Origin of the sequence: Microcoleus sp. MON1_C5 (genome assembly GCF_036701875.1) — a bacterium.
Taxonomy (GTDB): Bacteria; Cyanobacteriota; Cyanobacteriia; order Cyanobacteriales; family Microcoleaceae; genus Microcoleus.
The window spans coordinates 1-22,400 of sequence record NZ_JAUBRN010000063.1 but is presented as its reverse complement, the minus strand read 5'-3'; the positions used below and the strand labels follow the sequence as shown (position 1 = coordinate 22,400).

The 22,400-nt window shown below is 44.5% G+C and carries 17 protein-coding genes and 1 pseudogene; 12 read left to right on the top strand and 6 right to left on the bottom strand.

Features of this window, described 5'->3' with window-relative positions; all coding sequences use genetic code 11:
* Positions 1-61 precede the first annotated feature (61 nt).
* A complete protein-coding gene (locus tag QUA71_RS23970) occupies positions 62-466 on the bottom strand; it encodes a BON domain-containing protein (RefSeq protein WP_333288879.1) in 405 nt (134 codons plus the stop codon).
* A gap of 338 nt (positions 467-804) precedes the next feature.
* Here QUA71_RS23970 and QUA71_RS23965 point away from each other — a divergent pair, with 338 nt between their 5' ends.
* The 9 genes and pseudogenes from QUA71_RS23965 (at position 805) to QUA71_RS23920 (ending at position 12,924) form a co-directional block, all read left to right on the top strand.
* Positions 805-3,519: a cation-transporting P-type ATPase gene (locus QUA71_RS23965; RefSeq protein ID WP_333288877.1), complete on the top strand. Its 2,715-nt coding sequence runs from the start codon at positions 805-807 to the stop codon at positions 3,517-3,519.
* Positions 3,520-3,600: 81 nt separating this feature from the next.
* The gene (locus QUA71_RS23960; RefSeq protein ID WP_333288875.1) at positions 3,601-4,128 is read left to right on the top strand and encodes a hypothetical protein; all 528 of its coding nucleotides are present in this window, start codon (positions 3,601-3,603) and stop codon (positions 4,126-4,128) included.
* Positions 4,129-4,338: 210 nt separating this feature from the next.
* Positions 4,339-5,535: a sodium:proton antiporter gene (locus QUA71_RS23955; protein ID WP_333288873.1), complete on the top strand. Its 1,197-nt coding sequence runs from the start codon at positions 4,339-4,341 to the stop codon at positions 5,533-5,535.
* Positions 5,536-6,239: 704 nt separating this feature from the next.
* The gene (locus QUA71_RS23945) at positions 6,240-7,373 is read left to right on the top strand and encodes a hypothetical protein (protein WP_333288871.1); all 1,134 of its coding nucleotides are present in this window, start codon (positions 6,240-6,242) and stop codon (positions 7,371-7,373) included.
* A gap of 77 nt (positions 7,374-7,450) precedes the next feature.
* A complete protein-coding gene (locus QUA71_RS23940) occupies positions 7,451-8,119 on the top strand; it encodes a methyltransferase domain-containing protein (protein WP_333288869.1) in 669 nt (222 codons plus the stop codon).
* A gap of 94 nt (positions 8,120-8,213) precedes the next feature.
* Complete coding sequence (locus QUA71_RS23935) at positions 8,214-9,767, top strand: FkbM family methyltransferase (RefSeq protein WP_333288867.1); 1,554 nt, start codon at positions 8,214-8,216, stop codon at positions 9,765-9,767.
* A gap of 584 nt (positions 9,768-10,351) precedes the next feature.
* Positions 10,352-11,410: an aminotransferase class I/II-fold pyridoxal phosphate-dependent enzyme gene (locus QUA71_RS23930; RefSeq protein ID WP_333288865.1), complete on the top strand. Its 1,059-nt coding sequence runs from the start codon at positions 10,352-10,354 to the stop codon at positions 11,408-11,410.
* A gap of 151 nt (positions 11,411-11,561) precedes the next feature.
* Positions 11,562-12,440 (top strand): annotated as a pseudogene (locus QUA71_RS23925) (IS630 family transposase).
* Positions 12,391-12,924 (top strand): hypothetical protein, encoded by a 534-nt coding sequence (locus QUA71_RS23920; protein ID WP_333288863.1) that lies wholly within the window; start codon positions 12,391-12,393, stop codon positions 12,922-12,924. Before QUA71_RS23925 ends, QUA71_RS23920 begins: the two are co-directional and overlap by 50 nt.
* On the opposite strand, the gene QUA71_RS23915 is transcribed toward QUA71_RS23920, so the two are convergent.
* From QUA71_RS23915 to QUA71_RS23905, 3 genes are all read right to left on the bottom strand, one after another.
* On the bottom strand, positions 12,881-13,597 hold the full coding sequence (locus QUA71_RS23915; RefSeq protein ID WP_190663713.1) for a potassium channel family protein: 717 nt from the start codon (positions 13,595-13,597) through the stop codon (positions 12,881-12,883). The two genes, QUA71_RS23920 and QUA71_RS23915, sit on opposite strands and share 44 nt — an antisense overlap.
* Before the next feature lie 208 nt (positions 13,598-13,805).
* Positions 13,806-14,087, bottom strand: a complete 282-nt coding sequence (gatC, locus tag QUA71_RS23910; protein ID WP_190663714.1) for an Asp-tRNA(Asn)/Glu-tRNA(Gln) amidotransferase subunit GatC — start codon at positions 14,085-14,087, stop codon at positions 13,806-13,808.
* 145 nt (positions 14,088-14,232) lie between these two features.
* Complete coding sequence (locus QUA71_RS23905) at positions 14,233-14,754, bottom strand: photosystem I assembly protein Ycf3 (protein WP_006635951.1); 522 nt, start codon at positions 14,752-14,754, stop codon at positions 14,233-14,235.
* Between the two features lie 627 nt (positions 14,755-15,381).
* Between QUA71_RS23905 and QUA71_RS23900 the strand changes: the two genes are divergently transcribed.
* Positions 15,382-16,704 (top strand): hypothetical protein, encoded by a 1,323-nt coding sequence (locus QUA71_RS23900; RefSeq protein ID WP_333288859.1) that lies wholly within the window; start codon positions 15,382-15,384, stop codon positions 16,702-16,704.
* A gap of 195 nt (positions 16,705-16,899) precedes the next feature.
* On the opposite strand, the gene QUA71_RS23895 is transcribed toward QUA71_RS23900, so the two are convergent.
* Positions 16,900-17,124, bottom strand: a complete 225-nt coding sequence (locus QUA71_RS23895) for a hypothetical protein (RefSeq protein ID WP_006635949.1) — start codon at positions 17,122-17,124, stop codon at positions 16,900-16,902.
* A 254-nt stretch (positions 17,125-17,378) separates the two neighbouring features.
* A complete protein-coding gene (locus QUA71_RS23890; protein WP_333288857.1) occupies positions 17,379-18,554 on the bottom strand; it encodes a SpoIID/LytB domain-containing protein in 1,176 nt (391 codons plus the stop codon).
* 270 nt (positions 18,555-18,824) lie between these two features.
* Between QUA71_RS23890 and QUA71_RS23885 the strand changes: the two genes are divergently transcribed.
* Both QUA71_RS23885 and QUA71_RS23880 read left to right on the top strand, forming a co-directional pair.
* Positions 18,825-19,757 carry a ribonuclease Z gene (locus tag QUA71_RS23885; RefSeq protein ID WP_190663717.1) on the top strand — a complete coding sequence of 311 codons (933 nt, stop codon included), beginning with the start codon at positions 18,825-18,827 and terminating at the stop codon, positions 19,755-19,757.
* 361 nt (positions 19,758-20,118) lie between these two features.
* Positions 20,119-22,350, top strand: a complete 2,232-nt coding sequence (locus tag QUA71_RS23880; RefSeq protein ID WP_333288854.1) for an NACHT domain-containing protein — start codon at positions 20,119-20,121, stop codon at positions 22,348-22,350.
* Positions 22,351-22,400: the final 50 nt, after the last annotated feature.

Here is a 22,400-nt window from a genome sequence, read left to right as displayed (position 1 = left end):
ATCGAGCAATTCCTCAAGCGGCAAAAAACGCCAAATACTCTTGCCTCTTGAGGATTAAGAACTACTGAGTGACGATTTCGTTATAGATGGAAATATTCGGTGCAGTTTGCCGAGCAATTTGTTCGGCCAATGCTTTTTGTTCTGCCGTTTGAACGCGCCCTGTTAACACAAGCGAATTATCCCGATCGTCTGCGTCCAAATCGAATGGCTTGAGGGTGCCATCGGAGTCCAAGGCCTCTTCTACGCGATCGGCAATATCGTCAATGTCATGATTCTGAGGCGTCTGTGCGGTCGTGGTTGCAGGCGAAGAAGCGGTTGGAGCAGTCGTATTTTCAGTGGCAGTTGTGGGAGCAGAAGTAGATGGAACAGTTGTCTGTGAAGTATTGGGGGGGGTGCAAGCACCTAAACCCAAAATTGCAACTGTGCTGACGCTGATTCCTTGCACCAATAGCTTTAATAATTGCATATTTTTTGTTTGTTTTGTTGGTTTGGAAACGCAATTTTGCCTATAAACCTCAGCATGAAGTCTTTGAGCCTTTCAAGTTAACAAGTGAATGTACGATAGTTCATCCATCAAAAGGAATGCTTTTTACAACCTTAAAAGGCCACATTAAATCAAATCCAGTCAACTAAGGTTTGCAAGTCCATAAGCTATCTCAATCCCTTCTCTGCCTAAGTATAGGAAGCAAATGTGATCCAAATGTGAGTAACAGAAATCAGTCGCTCACTTTTCCCTCACATTCATCAATGACGCTAGAAACAACACAAAACAACAGAGAAGCACTTGGCTTGACAAGAAACGTTATGACTGCAACAAATGTAGAAAAATTAGTAGAACACTCTTGGCATCACCTCTCCGTGGAGAAAGTGGCTCGGCTTTTAGAGACTGACCTTGAAACAGGTCTATCTTCCCACGTGTCAGCCCAACGGCGCGAGATCCTCGGTCCCAATCAACTAACGCCTCAGAAGCAGCAAAGTGCCTGGTTGCGATTTTTTCAGCAACTGAATCAGCCGCTAATCTACATTTTATTAGCCTCTGGCATAGTGACAGCATTTCTGAAAGAGTGGATTGATTCAGCGGTAATTTTTGGGGTTGCTCTGACGAATGCCACCATTGGTTTCGTTCAAGAGTCAAAGGCAGAGAATGCGATCGCCGCTTTAGCAAAATCTGTTGCAACTGAGGCAACCGTTCTCCGCCACGGTCAAAAGCAAGTGGTTTCATCCAGCGAACTGGTTCCTGGCGATCTCGTCTTGCTGTCTTCTGGGGATAAAGTGTCTGCGGATCTGCGGCTGATCGAAGTCCGTGACTTACTCGTCGATGAGTCAGCGTTAACGGGAGAATCTGTCCCGGTCCAGAAGCAATCCCAGGCGCTAGAGGCAGACGCTGCACTGGCCGAGCGCACGAACATGGCGTATACCGGAAGCCTGGTAACGTTTGGACAGGGACGCGGACTCGTCGTCAGCATTGGTGACATGACCGAGACCGGACACATCTCCCAACTCATGCAGCAAAGTACCACACTGGAAACCCCACTGAGTCGCAAAATTGACAAATTTAGCACCACTTTGCTCTATGTCATTTTAGGTTTGGCTGCCTTCACTTTTGCTGCAGGCATTGCCCAGAGATTTTCTTGGGTTGAGGTGTTCAAGGCATCTGTGGCGCTTGCGGTCAGCGCAATTCCTGAAGGCTTACCCGCGATTTTAACGGTGACACTGGCGATCGGGGTTTCCCAGATGGCAAAGCAGCACGCCATTATTCGCAAACTTCCGGCAATTGAGACGCTGGGTAGCACCACCGTGATTTGTTCCGACAAAACCGGAACCTTGACACAGAATCAAATGACGGTTCAAGAGATAGATGCAGGAGGAAAGCGTTATCGGGTTAGCGGTGGAGGATATGCACCAGAGGGGAAAATTTCTGTAAATGGACACTCGGTTGACCTGGCGAACGCACCTGCTTTGTATGAATGCCTGCAAGCAGGATTGTTGTGCAACGATTCTTATCTAGACCTGCAAGACGGGAACTGGACTGCGATCGGTAGTCCAACGGAAGGGGCGCTGGTTGCGGTAGCCCAAAAAGCCGGGTTAATTACTGAGAAACTCGAGGAAGCGCTTTCCCGGCTCGATACACTGCCGTTTGAATCTCAGTTTCAATACATGGCAACTTTACATGACGATCGTCCAGAACGGTTGATTTATGTCAAGGGTTCAATTGAGGCAATTCTCAAGCGGTGTCACCAGATGCTTGACGAAGAGGGACAGCCGATCGCCCTCAACCCCGCGCCGATCGAGCAAACCGTGGAGAGAATGGCGAAAAAAGGGTTGCGAGTTCTGGCACTTGCCAAGAAAGTTGTACCCGCTTCTCAATCTTCAATTGAGCATTCTGATATTGAGCAAGGGTTAACTTTTCTGGGTCTGCAAGGCATGATCGACCCGCCTCGCCCCGAAGCAATTCAAGCGATTCAAGCCTGTCGGTCTGCGGGAATTCAGGTCAAGATGATTACGGGCGACCATGCCAAAACAGCAGCAGCGATCGCGCACCAAATGGGACTAAATCAAACCCAAGAGGCTCCTGTTTTTACCGGTCAAGAACTCGCTCAAATGAATCAGCAGCAATTAGCCAATGCTGTTGAACAAAGCTGCGTGTTTGCTCGTGTAGCGCCAGAACAAAAGCTCCGCATTGTCGAAGCACTTCAGTCTAAGGGCGAGATTGTGGCGATGACTGGAGATGGAGTTAACGATGCTCCCGCCTTGAAGCAAGCTGACATTGGGGTAGCGATGGGCATCACGGGCACTGAAGTCACAAAAGAAGCCGCAGATATGATTCTGACGGATGACAACTTTGCTTCGATCGAGAAAGCAGTTAAGGAAGGGCGCACGGTTTATAAGAATCTGCTGCGGGCGATCGCCTTCATCCTGCCCGTGAATGGTGGAGAGTCCATGACCATCTTGATTGCCGTACTTTTGGCAACCCCACTACCCATTTTGCCAGTACAAATTCTCTGGCTGAATATGGTCAGTTCAGTTGCGTTGAGCTTACCGTTGGCATTTGAGCCGCCCTCTCCCGATGTCATGCAACATCCACCTCGACCGGCCAATGAACCGCTGCTGTCTCGCAGGCTGACGGCTCGGATTCTGACAGTTTCGGTATTTAACTGGATTGCGATCTTTGGGATGTTTGAATGGATCGTCCAAACCACAGGCAATGAAGCTCTAGCCCGGACGATGGCAATTCAAGCATTGGTGGCTGCCGAAGCTTTTTACCTGTTAAGTATCAGTCGCTTCGTTCCGGCGATCGTCGCCAAACTACGCGGTAAAGATGAATCAGTTGGCTATGCTGTGGCGATCGGCATTGCGGCTATTTTCATTCTCCAATTCCTGTTTAGCCAATTGGGCATTATGAATCAGTTATTCGACACAGAAGCTTTGAACCTAATCCAAGGCTTAATTTGTATCGGATTCGGACTGCCCATGATTGCTTTGTCAGCTTTACTAAAGCGTTTTGCACCTCTGAACTAAGTGGTTTTTGTGATGCGGCTATTCACAGCGGCTTTACACACTATTTACCAATTTTGTAGCGTTAAATATTGAAGATTTCTCATGAATTACCAAAATCTCAAACGTGCTAGCGGCCTATTTACTAATCATCGAAACGTAAAGCAGGCGCTAGTTGAGCTAAAAAGCAGGGGCTTCCCCATGCAAAAGATTTCAGTGATTGCTAAACCTTCTGACAATGATGATTTGGACTCTCTGGGAGTGCAGCAAATTTTAATCACAAGAGCAGCAGCCGCACAAGTAGGCGCGATCTTAGGCAGCATACGACTAGGTGCACTAGCCTTAATTGTTGGACTCAGCAGCCTGCTAATTCCCGGTATTGGTCCGCCATTAGCGGTGGAAAGCATTTTAGCAACTTTCTTTGGAAGTGGGATTGCTGCAACTGCGGGCGGCCTATATGGCGCACTTCAAGGATGGTTGGCGCCAGAAGAACAAGCAAGAATTTACAATGACAGATTTAACCAGGGAGATTATTTGATCGTCATGGAGGCAAGAGAAAATGAGATCGTAATTGCTGAACCTGTTTTTAAACGTTGGGATATTCGGATGTGGCGTGTCTATGATGCTACCTAAATTCAAGGTAAGAAAAGACGATTACCTTTGAGGAATTTATTCGCGCAAATCAGAACGTCCAAAACCACTCAAAATTTTGACTGTCGATGGCTTTGGGCGATCGCTCTCCTACTCCTTAGGTATGAGATATGGAGCGAGAACTTCCATTACCCGCCTTAGTGGCAACCGCGATTGGGTCGGCAATGCTTTTTCTTTGAGGAAAACGAGTTTATGAGAGGAGTATCGGTGATCGAGTCGATTGTAGCGCAACCACCTCCCTTGGGCAGCAATCCTGCTACAAATAGCCAAACCGCAGGAGTCATTCCTGAATTGGTCATTATCTTGATAATTCTGCTACTGATTGCAACTGTTGTTGCACTCGTAACCCAACGGTTGCGAATTCCCTATGTGACGGGCTTAGTGTTAGCAGGCTTGCCCATTACGGAGCTCTTGTCGCGTCGAATTGGTTTAGACCCCTCTTTAGTATTAAATCTTTTCCTACCAATTCTGATTTTTGAAGCAGCTATCAATACCGATATCAGCCGTCTCCGCAGCACCTTTAAGCCGATCGCCCTGCTGGCGGGTCCAGGCTCTATCTTTTCCTCAGCAATTATCGCTGTTCTGGTTAAATTTGGGCTAGGGCTAGACTGGATTCCGGCGTTTCTGATCGGAGTCATTCTGGCAAATACGGATACTGTCTCAATGATCGCGGTCTTTAAGGAGATCCGTGTACCTTCCCGGCTATCCACCATCGTGGAAGGAGAAACTTTGTTCAATGATGCGGCTGCCCTGGTTTCATTCAATTTGATTCTAGTCGTTTATGCTACAGGCTCTTTTACCGTCGTGGGAGGACTTAAGGAACTGCTCGTGGTTGCCTTGGGTGGGGGACTCGTGGGTGTCATCTTAGGTTACTTGAGTCTGCCGATATTTGTTCGATTAAATGACCCGTTGAGTAGTCTCTTGCTGACCGTTGCGCTGGCGTTAGGAACATTCCAAATCGGGCAATTTTTGGGAGTATCCGGTGCGGTGGCTGTGGTTATCGCCGGACTCATTTTTGGCAATCTGGGGCTTTCTCGCAGTACGTCAGCCTCGGATCGAATTACGCTACTCAGCTTCTGGGAGTACGCTGGTTTTGGGGTCAATACATTTATTTTTCTGCTGATCGGCATTGAGATTAACCCGCTCACGCTGTGGAGAATTTTGCCATCCATCCTGTTCGTCATTTTGGCGTATCAACTGGGACGGATTCTCTCGGTCTATCTGTTGTTAGCGGGGCTGCGGTGGTTCGATCGTCCGATTCCCCTGCGCTGGCAGCACGTTCTGTTTCTGGGAAACATCAAAGGCTCACTCTCGATGGCACTGGCGCTGAGTATTCCTCTGGCATTGACAGGACGAGATATAGCAACCGCCAAGGCGGTTATGGCATAAACTGTAAGTAGTCCGAATTGCCGTGCGATCGCAAAACCCATGTCCAAACCCTACAGCTATGACCTTCGTCAGAAGGTAATCCAAGCTATCAAGCTTGATGGCTTGAAGATTAGTGGATCTTGTGTTCTATTCAGTATTAGTCGCAACACCCCGCGCTTATGGTTGAAGCGGCAAGCCGAAACAGGGGACTTTCAAGCCTTACTTGGGCGGGCCTCCCGGTAATGGTCATAAAATCACCGCAGGGGGAAAAATTTCGCGATAGATTGTATCCTATAGCACTACGCGCTGGTATCATTACAGATTAAATAGATTAAGCTGAGCTATACAGAGGTTCAATCCAGCATTTGTAAGTACGCCAGCACGTAGCGCTATATATACATTCGTGACAGGTTAAGGTGGAAAAGCATTTGTCAATCAGCCAATATACTCAAATTAGAGTTTATTTTTGTGTCAAACTAAGACTTTTCAGGTCAAGGAAAGGTGGTTGGCGCACGATTTTAAACCCCAATCTGATTAAATTTACCTGTTTTTGTCAATTTTACTCGCTCCCCAAAAATATCTCAAATGGGTTTTATATAGCGTTAATATCTAAGGATTTACGCATACTTCATGGTATTGCAAGGTTTTTAGATTGCTTGGCTCCCTTGGCAATGACGGGTACGCCATAGTGTGTCTGGGTAATTTCTTTAGATGAGTAATTAATCATGAAAGTTCAGGGTACTGAGAAAATTTTACAGTCTAATTTTCGTCTTTCCCGAAATCTAAAAAGTAGAAAAAAAATTAAGTTGACGACTATAGGAGGCTTTGGACGATACGGTAATCAACTGATCCGTTATTTTTTCTTATTACATCTTAAGTTTATCCATGAAGCTGATATTGAATATAATTCTTGGATAGGAGAAAAGTTTTATACCATTCAGGCAGGAAATGCCAAAATAGAACCTGAAGAAAAAGCTTATGCTTTAAATTGTGAAATAGATGAACTTATCCGACTACAATCTTCTCTTTTATATCAATTTCGCTATCGAAATACTCCTTGCGAAAAAATTATGAAGCAGGCTCGATACTTTGATAAAAAAATATTACCTATGGATGAGTTTATATTCAACTCAGAGACGGCATTTAATACAATTGAAATTACGGGCTATTTTACTCGAAATACCTCAATCTTTAGCCAAACTAAAGCCAAAATTATCAATGAATTTCGCTATCAAAAATCAATTTTGAACTTCCTCGAACCAATTGAAGCTTACTTAAAGCAACAGGGTAAAACTATTGTAACAATTCACATTCGTGAAGGAGATGCTGTGGGAGCGCAACTTATATTAGGCGAACTATTTTTTGTGGTTCCGTTGGTTTGGTATGTCAAATTTCTTAAAGCAAACTGGAATAAATGGGAAGACCCCATTCTTTATATTTCTGGAAGGTCATCTTCTGATTTATCTAAATTGTTTGGACAATTTAACTATATTGATTTAAATGTCCTGAAAGCCGAAAAACAATTGATACAACCCGAACTGCTGCCTTACATAAGTCTTGCCGATCAAGAAATGATTATCGAACACCATATTATGCAAATTTCAGATTTCTTAGTGATTCCAAATAGTACATTTTCATTTACAGCAGCTATGCTCAATCGAAACCCTAATGCCATTTTTTATCGACCTAGTATTGCACTCAAGGATTTCTTTGTATTTGATCCTTGGAATGCTCCAGTCTATCAACGTGAATACTTCTACAGTTGGCGTTTTATCCGTCATATAGGCGTTAAGGGAATACTGCAAGGTTGTTACTTTATTATAAAGTGTGTTCTCAGTGGTAAAGGAGTTTTTAGTTAAAGAACTGAATCTTTTGATTCTGAGTATTATTCCAGCCTAAATCTAGGTAGAGTTTTCACGTCAAAAACAAACAATCAATGAATAAATTATTTACCCAATTCTTTTCTAATCACCATGACTCTCAATGGTCTATATATGCTCTGGGATTAACAACTATTTACAGTAAGCTGCTCAGACAGATTCGTCGCCCTCCATTTCCAACGTCCGAAAATGAAGAAGTCAATTTACATTTAGGTTGTGGTTTGGTCAATCATCCAAAATTCATTAATATTGATGCGCGTCCTGCACCACATATCCACTATATACGTGCAATTGATAATCTTGCTCCTTTTCAAGACAACAGCGTAAATTTGGTCTATGCCTCTCATTGTTTAGAGCATTTTTCCCATCTCAAAATTCCTACTGTTTTGGCTGAGTGGTTCCGAGTATTGAAGAAAGATGGTACTTTACGTCTTTCTGTCCCTGATTTGGATTTGTTGCTAGACATTTATACAGAAAACGGGAATGATATTAATACTATCCTTCTAGCACTAATGGGAGAACAGGACTACAATTTTAATTTCCATCGGACCGTATTCAATCTTTCAAGTCTAGAGTTACTGCTAAAAAATACTGGATTTAGGCAAATTCAAAAATGGCAGCCTAGATCGGGTGAATTGAGTACATTTGACGACTGGTCTAATCGCAAACTTTTAATTAAGGGAAAATCCTATCCTGTCAGCCTTAATATTCAGGCTGTTAAGTAATTTAAATGGTAGTTTATAAAGGATAATAGACCGAGAAACTAATAAAGTAAAATCCTAAGGAATATACCAGATTCATTTTCAAGGAAAATCAGCAATGTCAGTAGAAGAAAAAGCAATGCCAGTGGAAGAATTTTGTCAATCTGTATTAGTGAATGTCCTACCTGTGATAGATCCAAACAGAGAAGGAATTTGTATTGATGTAGGAGTGGGTACATTTGCCTTTTATTGCGAGATATTTGCTCGGTTAAGATTTAACTCAATCGCTGTAGAACCCAGGCCAGTGAATAATCTGCGGGAGACGTGCGATCGCGACCACATAACATTGGTGGAAACTTGTATTTCTGATGTCAACGGAATCCAGAATTTGTATATAGCTACTTACGAAGGTCAAGATAACCTCAATTTTTCTTCCTTAGTACAAGATGGGGGGGGATCTTCTGCCAAAACTATCCAAGTAGAATCTATGACATTGGCAAAACTCCTGGACAGGATTAATGCTAAAAAGATTACTTGTTTGAAACTTGATGTTGAAGGTTCTGAAAGCAATATTATTCGACAATTTGCTCAATTACCACTGGCGCTAATGCCAAGTGTTGTTATGTTTAAATACGGCGGTGGAGATACCCAAAAAAGTGGAAACAAAGGCTGGTCGGATAAGTTTATTAAAGCTACCTTAGACTGCCTGAATGTATTAAAAAAGTGTGGCTACAATTTCAGTCTAGCAATAGATGAAATGCAAGGAATCTCAAAATCTATTTTCTATTTACAGGAGTTAGAAGATATAAATCTTGAACATATATTAGACGATGGGGCAATTTATGGCAACATAATTTGTTTTCAAACTTGTTCGGAGCAAGTTATGGAAATTGCTAAAAAATATTTACCTGTCAATACAATGGCACAGAAGAAAGAAGAGACAAGCATTTTTTTAACAGTAAGCCAGCGCGAGCATTTGATAGCGAGGGTTCTGGGCGAAACAAAGGAGATGCTCGATTTACAAGCTCTTTGTGTGCAACATTCTATTATTCCGCGTGGAGTTATTCACGTTGGGGCGCATGAAGGACAAGAAATCGAATTGTATCAATCAATGGGCTTCCAAAAGATATTACTCATCGAGGCCAATCCAAGTGTATTTAAAACCTTGCAAAAAAAGATAGATGGATTTCCAAACGTGCAGGCGGTTAATTGTGCGATTAGTAATGAAAATGGTACGGTAACATTACACTTGACTTTACTAGATCATAGCAGTTCTATTTTACCACTTAAAGATACTCTAAAAATTTATCCAGAGATTAAAGAGATTGGTCAAATAAATGTACAAGCGAAAACGCTGGATACGCTCTTGGAAGAACTACAGCTAGACCCTTCAGAATTTAATATCCTTAGCATAGATATTCAAGGTGCAGAGCTTTTGGCTTTTCAAGGCGCGACAAATACGCTGAAATATATTGATGCAATTAATGCGGAAGTAAATTATCAAGAACTTTATGAAGGAGGCGGATTAATCGCTCAAGTTGATGAATTTTTAAGGTTATATGGTTTTGAACGGGTAGCAATAACCACCCCCTATCACCCATCTTGGGGAGACGCTTTTTACGTCAAGACAGGAATTACCATGTCCACCCTTGGGGAAAATATTATGGTTTAAAAGCGTTGAAGACCGAAAGCTACCTGCAGGGATTTGAGAACGCATTTTCAACTCTCACTCGCTTAAATCGCTACTATAGCGTTTGGCAGCACAGTCACTAGCACGGCGAAAGCGACGAGCCTGAAAAGTTTTTACCATGATTCCTCCAACAGCTAGACACACTACTTTCCAATTTTGCTGTAACTTATGTACCATTTCCGTTCGCTTAATTTTTTATTTAGAAATGCGCTCTTACACATAGACGCTATTTGTAAGGTGGGTAAGATTCTTAGCGTCACCTCCCACAGTGGTAGCGTAAATATTGGTAGAGCAAAAACATGATTTTTGGACTAAAAAAAATACAGGAATACACAAATGAATTAATCTTTTAGTCAGGGAATGCAAAAAACACAATTCGCCCAATCCACCTTACAGAACAAGATAGTTAGAATAAATGGCTTATGATTCCCCATGTTGTTTCGCCACGATTGCTCAGGGCAATTAATTCCCAAGATCCGATCACTCAATTTTTTGCGAAGGCGCACTATATAAAGCGTCGCCAAGAGCCTGGGAGTCTTGATTTTATCAGGGGTGACTCTTACGAGATGCCACCGTCTGGCTTTGTAGAAGCCCTACAGAAAGCGGCAGTACCGAGACACGAGTCCTGGTACACCTACTCGGAGAACCTGCCTGAGTCGCGCGCAATCGTGTCAGAGACTCTCAAAGCAAAGCGCGGGCTTTCTATTGAGCCTGAAGATATTTTTATGACTAATGGCGGGATGGCAGGACTCTCGATTTGCCTGCAACTGCTAGCTGGAGAAGGGGATGAGGTGATCATTATTACCCCACCTTGGCTAGGTTATCGTCGCATGATTCTTGATACGGGTGCGGTTCCGGTTGGTGTCCCTGTCCATCCGATTACTTTCGATTTGGATTTGGAGGCGATCGCCTCTGCCATCACCGAACGCACCCGGGCGATTGTGATCAATTCACCCCACAATCCCACTGGCAAGATTTATTCAGTTCCCATAATTGAGCAATTAGCCAGCCTGCTCACCACTGCGTCTGAACACTACAGTCAACCTATTTACCTGATATCTGATGAAGTATTCAGCCGCATTGTTTTCGATAACCGCAGTTGCCCGAGTCTCGTCCAATTCTATCCCTTTTCTTTTCTGGTTTACAGCTATAGCAAGATATTGATCGCCCCAGGTCAGCGCCTCGGTTATATTGCTTTGTCGCCGACGATGCCCAATCGCGAACCAATTCGGAATGCTATTTATGTAGCTCAAAGCGTCATTTTTGGTTGGTCGTTTCCAAGCGCACTCATGCAATATGCTCTCGGCGATCTGGAGCAGGTTGAACTCGATTTAGACTACTTACAACAAAAGCGAGATTCAATGGTAAAAGCCTTACGAGAAATCGGGTACAAAGTGGAACCTCCTGAAGCAACTTTTTTCCTCTTGGTACAGTCTCCCTGGCAAGACGATTGTGCCTTTGCTGAATTGCTAGCCAGCCACGATATTTTTGTTCTCCCTGGAACGCCCCAGGAAATCCCCGGCTATTTCAGAATGTCACTAACTGCCAACAATGATATGCTCGCTCGTTCCCTACCAAAATTACAAGCAGCAATGGAATATGCTATGGCTAATTTCCCAGTATAAATCACCTTTTTTGCGGATGCGTTACTAAAATAGGTTGTGTTGAGAAACGAAACCCAACTGGAGGGATTTGAGCGCAATTATAGCAACCGCCAAGGCAGTTATGTCGTAAACTGGGAGTAGTCTTCTTTGTTGCGGAGCGCTCGCACGACTTATGCCCCAACCATATAGCTACGACCTACGTCAGAAAGTCATTCAAGCTATCCAACTAGATGGCTTAAAGATTACGCTTTGCGAGTATCTTGTTTAACATCAGTCGCAACACGATCGGGCTATGGCTGAAGCGACAAGCCCAAACAGGGGACTTTGTGGCCTTGCGTGGGCGGGCCTCCGGGTAATGGTCATAAAATTACCGATTGGCAGAAATTCCGTGATTTCGCCAAGGCTAATGGGGATAAAACTCAAGTTGAGATGGCTTCACTTTGGGATGGAGAAATTAGCGCTCGCACAATCTCACGAGCCTTGAAGAAAATAGGTTTTACTCGAAAAAAAAGACTTATGGCATTCCAAGAACGGGATGAAGTCAAGCGGCAGGCTTTCATAGCCGAGTTGTCCACCTTACTCCCGGACAAAATTGTTTATGTTGATGAATCAGGAATGGACGACCCAGACCAGTATGATTATGCTGGGAACTCGCTGTGGTCAACGGTTCCATGCCTTGAAATCTGGGCGACCCAAAGGTCGGGTGAATATGATTGCTGCTCTGTGCAACCAAAAATTGAGCGCTCCTTTTACCATTGAGGGAGCGTGTAATCGAACAGTTTTTGAAATGTGGCCTTAAACAAGTTTAGTTCCAACACTGGTTAGAGGACAAGTGGTGGTGATGGACAATGCCACGTTCCATAAAGGTGGTCGGATTCAGGAATTGATTCAAAATGCCGGGTGTAGACTGTTATATTTACCACCATACTCCCCAGATTTTAACAAAATAGAACAATGCTGGTCTGGGCTAAAGAGTCGAATTTGTAAACTCAAGAATCAGTGTGATTCTTTACGAGATGCGATCGAAGCTATCTTACGTCTTGCGTCCTAACCGCCTTGGCGGTTGCTATAACATCATTGCCCTGGTTTTCGGTGCAGTTTTATTCTCCTTAGTCGGACAGGGATTAAGTTTACCCTGGCTGGTAAAACGACTAAAAATTAGCCGTGTTTCTGATGTCATGCAGGAAGCTGGGCAGTTACAGATTCAGTTGATCGCTTCCAAAGCGGCTCAAGATGAGCTAGATAGTTTGCTGAAATCTGGCGTGTTGCCGAAGGCAGTTTACGAGGAGTTATGGGCATCATATCAAGCACGAGTAGCACACTCTGAGCGAGTGCTGCGCGATCTCTACAATAAACATCGGGCAGGGCAAGTACAGGGCGATCGCAGCGGGCTAGATACGATTCGACAACGATTGCTCCTAGCAGAAAAAGGAGCAGTTAGCGATGCCCTCCGCAAGCGAATTGTTCCAGAGGATCTGGTTGAGCCTTACATCAAAGATTTGGATGAGAAACTTCTAACGTTGGCAGATGACTAGCGCGAATGCCGAGGTAATCAATCATCTGGTGAACTAGCTCTGGACGGGTGACGACCAAGATCGTAGAACCTGCTTCTAGAACAGTATTGCCGTTGGGAATCTCCAGATTGGCGCAGGCATGGCATTGATAACCAATAATCAGCGAACCTTTTGGAAAACGAGGGTCTTGAGCAATTTGAGCAACGGTGCGACCTGCCACATTGCAATCGCCTGGAACGGGCAGCTTTAGCACCTCGACTTGTCCTTGTTCAAAGTGCATCATCGATTCGATTTGAGGGTATTCAATCGCATTGGCCATTGTTGCGACTGCCAAATCAATCGTGCTGATGATGTGACTGGCTCCGGCAAGTCGATAGGCTTCCATGAATTCGCGATCGCGCATTCGCACCACAATATGGGAAATGCCATAGCTTCTGGATAGGGTGATCAGCGCTAAATTCAGTGCATCATCCCTGAGTGCTGCAACGACTGCGTTTGCTTGTTTAATTCCTGCTTCCAGAAGAACCGTTGTACTCACCGCACTGCCTTCAAATGCCATTACTCCGATTTTTTCACGAGCAAAGCGACAAGCAAGCGGGTCAGCATCGATGATTGCCACCGTATGACCGAGTTTTAATAACTGCTGGGCCAAACCCAGCCCCATCATTCCTGCTCCACCAATTAATACGTACATGACTATTGGTCACCCCAAAAAGGAACTTTACAGATCATCGCTATGAGCGATATTGTGTTGGGTTTCTATCAGTTTAATCCGCTTGTGGGGTGGCTTATACCGGGCTTACTTATTACCTGTTCCACAGTTAATTTAATCGGCTTTTGGGGTAGGCATGGCTAGCCCGCCCCTCAAAGGATGTTCCTCAGTTAGGTGCCTAGCGGGAACCCTACATAATCTTAGGCACTTTAAAAAACTCCCCATCGCGATCGGGGGCTCCCTCCAAAATACTTTCTCGCTTAGGAAAAGGTTGCAAATCGTCCGATCGCATCACATTACTAACATCGATCGCCCGCGTTGTCGGCTGCACCTTACTCGTATCCAGTTCGCTCAACTGCTCAAAATAATCCAAAATACCGTTAAGTTGACCAGTAAACTGCTCTTCTTCTTCCGGCGTTAATTCCAATCTCGCTAAATTCGCTACTTTGCGAACTTCTTCTCTGTCAATCATAAAAATCTGTAATTGGGAATTAGTGAGTAGTTTTGACTGGTGATCTGTAAGTTTTAAGTGAAAGAGTTTTCAATTCACCACTCAACACTTAAAACCCACAACTTTTTGTTTACCCAATCAGGATTTTTGTAGCTAACAACTGAGGTTAAAAATACACATCAATTTGCGATCGACCTGTTGTCTTCAGCCAATTTTGCACCTCAATGTAATTGTTGGGCGCCAAGCGAATAGCCTCCTTCCAATAATCTGCCGCTTTATCAAATAGCCCTTCCGCAGCTTCAAGATTGCCCGCTTCTTTTTGTTTTTCCCCTTGATAGTGGTAAATCACAGCAATATTATTCAGCGCTTGTGGCATTCTCGGATTGAGCTCCAGGGCTTCGCTGTAATATTCCAAACCTTTATCGTGTTCGCCGTTGCTAGTATGGATCAGCGCGATATTGTACAAGACATAACTGCGATCGTAAGGATCTTCCTCCAGCTTCAGCGCTTCATGATAATTTTCCAGCGCTTCAGCATATTCGCCATCTGCTTGAGCTGACATACCATCCCGGTAATAAGCAAAAGCTTCCTTCGCCTGCTTTTTCGCCGGCATAATCTTCAGGATGATATCAGCCATCACCGTGAAGCTTTTGTCAATAAAGTTATCGTTGCGTTGAGTTCTTGGCATATGCGATTCTTTGGTTAGTGGCTAATCCGAAAAATTAGCCTGTAAAGTTTTCCTATTAATAATTGCGCCACTGTTTTAGTTGGCAGTTGTGTTGAGGGCGCTAAAAAGTCTAGTCGATCGCAAGTGCGAAGCTTAAAACACGCCCTTGGGTTTAACACCCGCGCAAGCTCTATCTATTTTATATAAGTCTTGCAAGACTTGCAAAAAAACCAGATTTCTTTAACCTCTCTCTCGCACTCTAAACAAAACTTACAAAAACCCGTGCAGAAAGGAAAATTTTTGCAGTAGGGTGCAGGGGCGATCCTCTTAGATGGCTTGCCTTCGGATCGATTCGCTAACGCCAATGGGCGATCGCGCACACCCTACTAACTGTAGCCATAATCCCCCTCGTCAACCCTCAGAGCAAACAAGCAAAAGCAAATGCCGAGGAGAAATTCCATCACAAAGTTTTATTAAGCTATCCGAGTTCAGCCCATACTTAAAAGTTATTCGGCAAAACACTAGCAATATTTTGCCCCAAAGTCAAGAGCAGCATCAAAAAAAATCAGAAACCCGATCGCCAAAACCAGCTCGAATTCCTGCAATATATAATAAAAATAACCGGGTAATTTTCACAGAGAGAAACCTATGGCTCCGAATCCCACCATTATGCAAGCCGTCGAACAACTTGGCTACCGCGTTACGGTTGGAGACGTGGCGGCAAAAGCTGGATTAGATATCAATTTTGCCCAGCGAGAACTGTTAACCCTCGCCTCCGAAGCAGGCGGCAACCTGCAAGTAGCAGAATCCGGCGACATTGCCTACCTATTTCCCAAGAACTTTCGAGATATTTTGCGAAACAAATTCTTGCGCTTGCAGTTGCAGGAATGGTGGCAAAAAATCTGGCGCATTTTATTTTATCTAATTCGGATATCTTTCGGCATAGTGCTGGTAGCTTCCATCCTCTTAATTTTTGTTGCTATCACTATTTTAATCTCCAGTTTACTCTCCAGCAGCGACAGCAATAACGGGGGAGGAGGAGACGGTGGCGGCGGGGGCGACAGCGGCGGCGGCTTTTCGTTTTTTCCCTACTTCTGGAACGACTTAAGCGGGATATTTTACTGGAACCACGATCAACGATACCACCAGCAGCGATCGCGCTTAACTGGCCAAAAACCCCAGATGAGTTTTCTAGAAGCAGTTTTCTCCTTTCTATTTGGAGACGGGAATCCCAATTACAATCTAGAAGAGCGCAAGTGGATCGATATTGCGACTGCAATTGGCAACAACCGAGGCGCCGTCGTCGCCGAACAAATTGCCCCATATCTAGACAATCTCGGACAGGGATACGCCCGAGAATACGAAGAATATATGTTACCGGCTCTAGCCCGTTTTGACGGCCGCCCCGAAGTCAGCCCCGAAGGGCAAATAATTTACCATTTTCCGCAATTGCAAACCACAGCCGTCCAGAAAAATCCTCAACCAGTAGCAGCTTATTTGCGAGAAATGCTGTGGCGTTTCAGCAATGCCAGCTCCGGCAAAATCATGCTCGCAGCAGGGTTAGGAGCCGTCAATCTTGTCGGTGCGTTAGTTTTGGGGAATCTATTAACTAATAATGCGATCGCAGGTGGATTTATCGGTTTCGTCAGCGCTGTTTATCCCATGATCCTGATTTACGGCGTCGGATTTCTTGCAATTCCTTTAATTCGCTACTTCTGGATTCAGTGGAAAAATAGCCGGATAGAAGCCCGCAATCAAGAGCGTCAGCAGCGAGCAATGTTATTAAACGAACCTGATAGCACCTTGCTCAAAAAACTCACCTACGCTCGGGAATTTGCAGCAGAAAACTTTCTGACTGGAGAAGACTTAGCTTATACAACAGAAACGGAATTAACCCAACAAGAACTAGAACAGTCAGCAAAAATAGATGCCGAATGGCAGCGGAGGATCGATAGCTCGGACAAGTCGTAATACTAATGAAAAAAAACCCTTGTTTGTTGTTAAGTTAGGTTGAACTAAAATCTAGCACCATTTTCAAGAATAGACAGGATGGGTGTTCCACAATAAAACATCTTTGTTGGGGAACGGGCTTTTAGCTCGTTGCTAAGAATTGTGGAAAATGTCAATCGTTATTGAGGTCATAAATTTTTCTAGTCCGAGTTTTTTTTAAATAACCTTAGGGCGTTTAAAAATCAAACAATTTTGGTCATACTTCGAGTCGTGATCCAGAGCCACGAGTTCCCATCCCTCCTCCCCCAAATGATTGACAAATAGATGCAGCGAGCCTTGTTTCCAATCTCGCTGTTCTTCACCGTTTACATATAAACTAATCAGCTTGTTTCCAAAAGGATACATATTCGCATCCACAAATAAATACTCCCACTTTTGCATAGCAATCCTTAATGTAGTTAGTCATGTAGTTAGTCCTCAGTCATTAGTCATTCCCAATTCCCAATACTTCGGCTACGCAGTTCTTGGTCTTCGACTACGCGCTTCCTGAGCGTAGTCGAAGGGCGGTACAAGTTCCCAATTAATTCGTTGTATTCAGGACACGGAAGTGACGGATACAGAAATAGCTTTTTTTCCCTTATTCTTTCCTCCTTTTTATTTTTCCTTCTTCCTTCTTCCTTGCCCATTCCCAGCAGTTACTGGACTGCAATTCTAGCCAAAGTAGTACCCCGGTAATAGTGCAACAAAATCTGCTGGTAGCCGTATCCCTGTCTGGCCAAATTGTAGGCACCCCACTGACTCATTCCTACAGCATGGCCGAAACCTTTGCCAGCAACTTGAAAACCGGTAGGAGCTTGGCCGCTGTTCCTTGGGTTCCCACCGCCCCCATACTGAGGAATCACGGTAAACCGCGTACTCCTCAAATTTAAAACCCGGCGTAAATCTGCGCCAGTCATGACCCTAGAACCGCCATCTCCAACTACTTTCATCCTCAAAACGCTGCCGTGAGCGGTAGTGCGTTCTGGCTTCATCGAGATCACATTGCCCACGCCAGAAATCTTACTGCTGATTTGAGCCCGAGAAAAATTTTCTTTCCATTGGTAAACCGGCGCCCCTTGGTCGAAATCAGGAACAGCACGCAGGTAAGGCAAGGGTTCCGTCCAAACATCCTCGACATTTTCAGTATGGCCCCCAGACGCAGAGTGGAAAGCGGCTAAAATTATCTGACCGTTGTAGGCCAGAACTTGACCAGCCGTTGCATCGACTGCGGAATAAGTGCCAGAAGATTCTGTTTGCAGTCCTTTGTAAACCTGCGAAGACTGAGTGCTGTCCACGTCGTAAAGCTCGGTTTCGCTTTTGAGGCGCTGGTGGATTGCGTAGGAACGGGCGGCGACTGCTTGGGCTTTCAAAGCCTCTTGAGGCCAATTGCCACTCATCTCGGCGCCGAGAACGCTGTAGAGATATTGTTCGATATCGACGTAGTTGACGGCCGTCAAGCCTCCTTTTTCGGGAACTAGAAGCGTGCGTCCCCGATACCAACGATCGCCAATCCAGACATAACCGTTCCCCGTCGGCTCGATCCAAACTTGGTTGGCGGCCCAGCGACCGATCGCCACTGTTCCCGATCGCAATTGAGCCGACTGAGAACTGTTTGCCGACAGTTCGCCCAAATTGCGCCCGCTACCGTCGCGGATTGCGGCCTTAGTAGAACTGCCGACTTTTATCTGACTTGCCCCGTCTTGTACCGCTACTCGCAAGATCAGCGCGGCCTGGGCTGGGGCTACCATTACCAGCCAAAACAACAGCGAAATCCAAAAGTAGCGTTTTTTTAATGTCGAAAGAACGGAAGCAAAAAATACTCCTGACTGCATTTGAAAATTTTCCTTTTATGCTGTATGAGTTTGACAAGTTTTAAGGGGAAGCTGCGGTTCGGGAAAAAGGAAGAGGAACGAAAGAAAGAAAACGTTAGAATTGGGTTTGGCACTCTGTGCGCTGCTCGAAAATGATTTTAGCAACTAGATGTTCGCAGGAACAGCGATTTATCCCGGTTCTTGGCTGCGACTATTTCCTGTATGTCGGATTTGCCGCACTCTGGATATATGTAACATATTTTTTAAGACTTAATTGAGGTGATTTGACTCTTGCAGATTACATTTCTCGGAACTAGCTCCGGCGTCCCCACGCGATCGCGCAACGTTTCCAGCATCGCTCTCCGGTTGCCCCAGCGAGCGGAACTCTGGCTGTTTGACTGCGGCGAAGGAACTCAGCACCAGTTTCTCCGCAGCGACCTAAAAGTCAGCCAACTGAGCCGCATTTTCATCACTCACCTGCACGGCGACCACATTTTCGGCTTAATGGGTTTGCTAGCTAGCTGCGGTTTGGCGGGGAATGTCAAGCGCATCGATCTTTACGGGCCTCCGGGACTTGAAGAATATTTGCAAGCTGGCGTTCGCTATTCTCAAACTCATTTTTCTTACCCGGTTAAGGTACACAAAATTCACGAGGGAGTCATCTATGAAGATGACGAATATATTGTTAGCTGCGGCCCTTTGAAGCACCGAGTTACTGCTTTTGGTTATCGAGTAACTGAGAAAGACCGTCCGGGACATTTTGATGTAGAAAAAGCTAAGGCTGTGGGTATTCCTTCCGGGCCGCTTTACGGTCAATTAAAACAAGGAAAGACGGTAAAGTTAGAGGACGGGCGACAGTTTAAAGGTACGGATTTTTGCGGCCCCGATCAAATCGGGCGCAAGTTTGTGTATTGTACGGACACGGTTTTTTGTGACGGGGCGGTGGAATTGGCGAAGGATGCTGATTTGTTGGTGCATGAAGCTACATTTGCTCATCAAGATGCTCAAATGGCCTTCGATCGCCTGCATTCAACTTCGACAATGGCGGCTCAAGTGGCTTTGACGGCTGGGGCGAAACAGTTAATTATGACGCATTTTAGCCCGCGTTACGCTCCGGGAAATGCGATCGTCCTGGATGATTTGCTCAAGGAAGCGCAGGCTATTTTTCCGAATACGAAAATGGCCTATGACTTTTTGACTTACGAAGTGCCCAGGCCTGTTTAAAACTAGGGTTAATCAGGCGTGAGATGTGACGGCATTTTCCATAAGGGCGATGGGGGCGGGCAAGATGCCCACCCCACAAAAACATTAATCTCTTGTGGAACAGGCATCTTGCCTGTTGCTGAAATTCATCCACCAAAAACCTGAATCTCTTGTGGAACAAGCATCTTGCCTGTTACTGAAATTCCTCCACCAAAAACATTTAGGACTTACAGACTGTCAGGAAATTCTGTCATCCTGAGCGTAGCGAAGGCTCTCTTAAAGGGTTCAGATGCCCACCACACAGTAAAATTTTAAATAACACTGGAATTGATAATAATACCAGTGTAAACTATATTAAACACAAATATTTATTAAATTTAGTATGACATTTGAAATCGGAGCATTCGCCTTAAAAATAGCACCAGGATTCGGCGCAAAACTTGTAGAAATAGGATTCAAAGAAGCTATTAAAAAATTTAATCCTAGCGATTTTGAAAAAGCTTGTACTTGGGGCATCAAAGCTGCCGATAAAAATAAATTATTCTCTGGTTGCGAACAGGGTGTAGTCGAAGATTTTCTTAACAGTTTCTTGACGGGTGCAGCACTTCCAGAACTCCTAAAACCTTTCAACGACCAAGAAAAGCCTCAAGTTGAGTTTTTAGTTGCAGCTTTTAATGCGACAGTCCCAGAACATAAGAAAATTCAAGGCAGATTCGATCCCGCCAGACTGCATGATTGGTTGGAGGTTTTTGCTGAAACCTATTTCCATAAAACAAGTAGTTATTTAAGGTTTAAAGTTGCCAAAGCCGACTATTTGAAGCAATTAGCTAACTGGTTTGATGATGTTAAGTTTGCTGGCATTGCAGTCGAAGGTCAGGAAATCGAAAAATCGGAAAAGTTGGCTCAGATTTTTGTGATGCCCGATGTCTTGGAAGAGGTAAACATTTATTTTGAATTGGATATCAAAGCATGGGAAGAAGGCAAAAAGCTGCAAGTATGGCAGAGAGAAACTCGCTCAGGGGGAAAGTTTTTAGCATCACAATTATTGAATCAAAATCAATCCAAGAAATTTGTGTTACTGGGCGATCCTGGTTCTGGTAAAACAACTTTACTGAGCTTTTTTGCGGTGATGTTGACTCAGAATGCTCCAGAAAAACTCGGCTGGGATCCTGGAATAGATTGCTTGCCGATTTTGATTAAGATTCGGGATTTTGCTAGGCTTTCAGATATCAATCTCCTCGACTATGCCCGCCAGTTTGCCGAGAAAACTATGTCCGTGAAACCGCTGCCCGAAGGCTTCTTTGAGTATTGGCTGGCAGACGGTAGGGCGATGATTTTGTTGGATGGATTGGATGAGGTTGTGGAAGAATCCAAGCGCTATGCGGTGGTGCTGCAGATTGAGAGTTTTTTGGGGCAGTATCATCAAAATCTGGCAATTATTACTTCTCGCCCTGCTGGTTACAAACGCGATTTTTTTAATACTTCGGAGTTTGAACACTATCAGTTACAACTGTTTGACGATGCTAAGGTTGATGAGTTTATTAATCGCTGGTACGACAGCCGCGTTCGAGATGCAGCAGAAGCTCAACACCGCAAAGATAGCATTAAAAAAGCTCTGGATGAAAATGACCGCATTAAATTGTTGGCGAGAAATCCGCTATTGCTGACAATCATTGCTTTGATTCACCGCTATCAAGCGGTACTGCCGAGGTCACGCCACAAGCTTTATGAAAAAGCTGTGGAGACATTGTTAAAGAATTGGGATGCTAACAAAAACCTGACTGAGCAGTCAGTATTCAAATGTTTAGATGTAGATGATTTACGGCGGCTGATGGAAATTCTCGCCTATTGGATTCACACTCAGGGTAGTACGGATAATCCTGAAGGCGGGACGCTGATTTTCAAGGATGATTTGTTAGAGCAGTTAACTCTCAATATTAAAACCAAAAAACAGGTTGAACGTTTCCAAGCAAAAGAGGAAGCTAAACGATTTGTTGATTTTATTCAACAGCGGACGGGATTGCTCAACGAACAAGGACAAGATTTGTACGCTTTTGTGCACAAGACTTTTCAAGAATATTTGTGCGCTCAGCAAATCGGATATCAGGCAGATGATGACGATGATTTTGAGATTGTTCTCAAGCATATTCGAGAACATTTGCATGACCCCCACTGGCGGGAAGTATTGCTGTTATTGATTGCTCAACAAAAACCGAAGAAAGCGGCGAAAGCGATGCGGGAAATTTTGGCTGCGAATAGCGAGCATGAGGAATGGTTGCACCGCGATTTATTTTTTGCTGGCAGTTGTCTTGCTGAAAATATTCAAGGTTTAAAGGGGGCAGATTCTAGTCTAACTGAGGAGATTTTGGAGAAGTTGGTTGAGTTGGAGGTAAGGGATGAGGTACTGGTTGGTAAGAGAGTTCGCTCTCAGGTTTTGCAAATCCTTTGCAGTATGAGTGAGACTGAGTTTGAGGCGCAAACTTTGGAACTTTTGAAAGCAAGGGGTGTTGATGAAAATCGATTGTGGAGATATCAAGCAGCATTAGGGGAAAAAGAAGCTGTCATCACTGCCATGCTACTACGCCTCATACCAATTTTACATGAAGTTGCATAGAATAAGGATACTGTTTAGAGGGCATCAGTGATGGCACGCCAACTGATTCT

Excerpts from the sequence above, each read along its gene's own strand:
- QUA71_RS23970 (WP_333288879.1), bottom strand. The coding sequence starts at position 466 with ATGCAATTATTAAAGCTATTGGTGCAAGGAATCAGCGTCAGCACAGTT.
- QUA71_RS23965 (WP_333288877.1), top strand. The coding sequence starts at position 805 with ATGACTGCAACAAATGTAGAAAAATTAGTAGAACACTCTTGGCATCAC.
- QUA71_RS23960 (WP_333288875.1), top strand. The coding sequence starts at position 3,601 with ATGAATTACCAAAATCTCAAACGTGCTAGCGGCCTATTTACTAATCAT.
- QUA71_RS23955 (WP_333288873.1), top strand. The coding sequence starts at position 4,339 with ATGAGAGGAGTATCGGTGATCGAGTCGATTGTAGCGCAACCACCTCCC.
- QUA71_RS23945 (WP_333288871.1), top strand. The coding sequence starts at position 6,240 with ATGAAAGTTCAGGGTACTGAGAAAATTTTACAGTCTAATTTTCGTCTT.
- QUA71_RS23940 (WP_333288869.1), top strand. The coding sequence starts at position 7,451 with ATGAATAAATTATTTACCCAATTCTTTTCTAATCACCATGACTCTCAA.
- QUA71_RS23935 (WP_333288867.1), top strand. The coding sequence starts at position 8,214 with ATGTCAGTAGAAGAAAAAGCAATGCCAGTGGAAGAATTTTGTCAATCT.
- QUA71_RS23930 (WP_333288865.1), top strand. The coding sequence starts at position 10,352 with ATGCCACCGTCTGGCTTTGTAGAAGCCCTACAGAAAGCGGCAGTACCG.
- QUA71_RS23915 (WP_190663713.1), bottom strand. The coding sequence starts at position 13,597 with ATGTACGTATTAATTGGTGGAGCAGGAATGATGGGGCTGGGTTTGGCC.
- gatC (WP_190663714.1), bottom strand. The coding sequence starts at position 14,087 with ATGATTGACAGAGAAGAAGTTCGCAAAGTAGCGAATTTAGCGAGATTG.
- QUA71_RS23905 (WP_006635951.1), bottom strand. The coding sequence starts at position 14,754 with ATGCCAAGAACTCAACGCAACGATAACTTTATTGACAAAAGCTTCACG.
- QUA71_RS23900 (WP_333288859.1), top strand. The coding sequence starts at position 15,382 with ATGGCTCCGAATCCCACCATTATGCAAGCCGTCGAACAACTTGGCTAC.
- QUA71_RS23895 (WP_006635949.1), bottom strand. The coding sequence starts at position 17,124 with ATGCAAAAGTGGGAGTATTTATTTGTGGATGCGAATATGTATCCTTTT.
- QUA71_RS23890 (WP_333288857.1), bottom strand. The coding sequence starts at position 18,554 with ATGCAGTCAGGAGTATTTTTTGCTTCCGTTCTTTCGACATTAAAAAAA.
- QUA71_RS23880 (WP_333288854.1), top strand. The coding sequence starts at position 20,119 with ATGACATTTGAAATCGGAGCATTCGCCTTAAAAATAGCACCAGGATTC.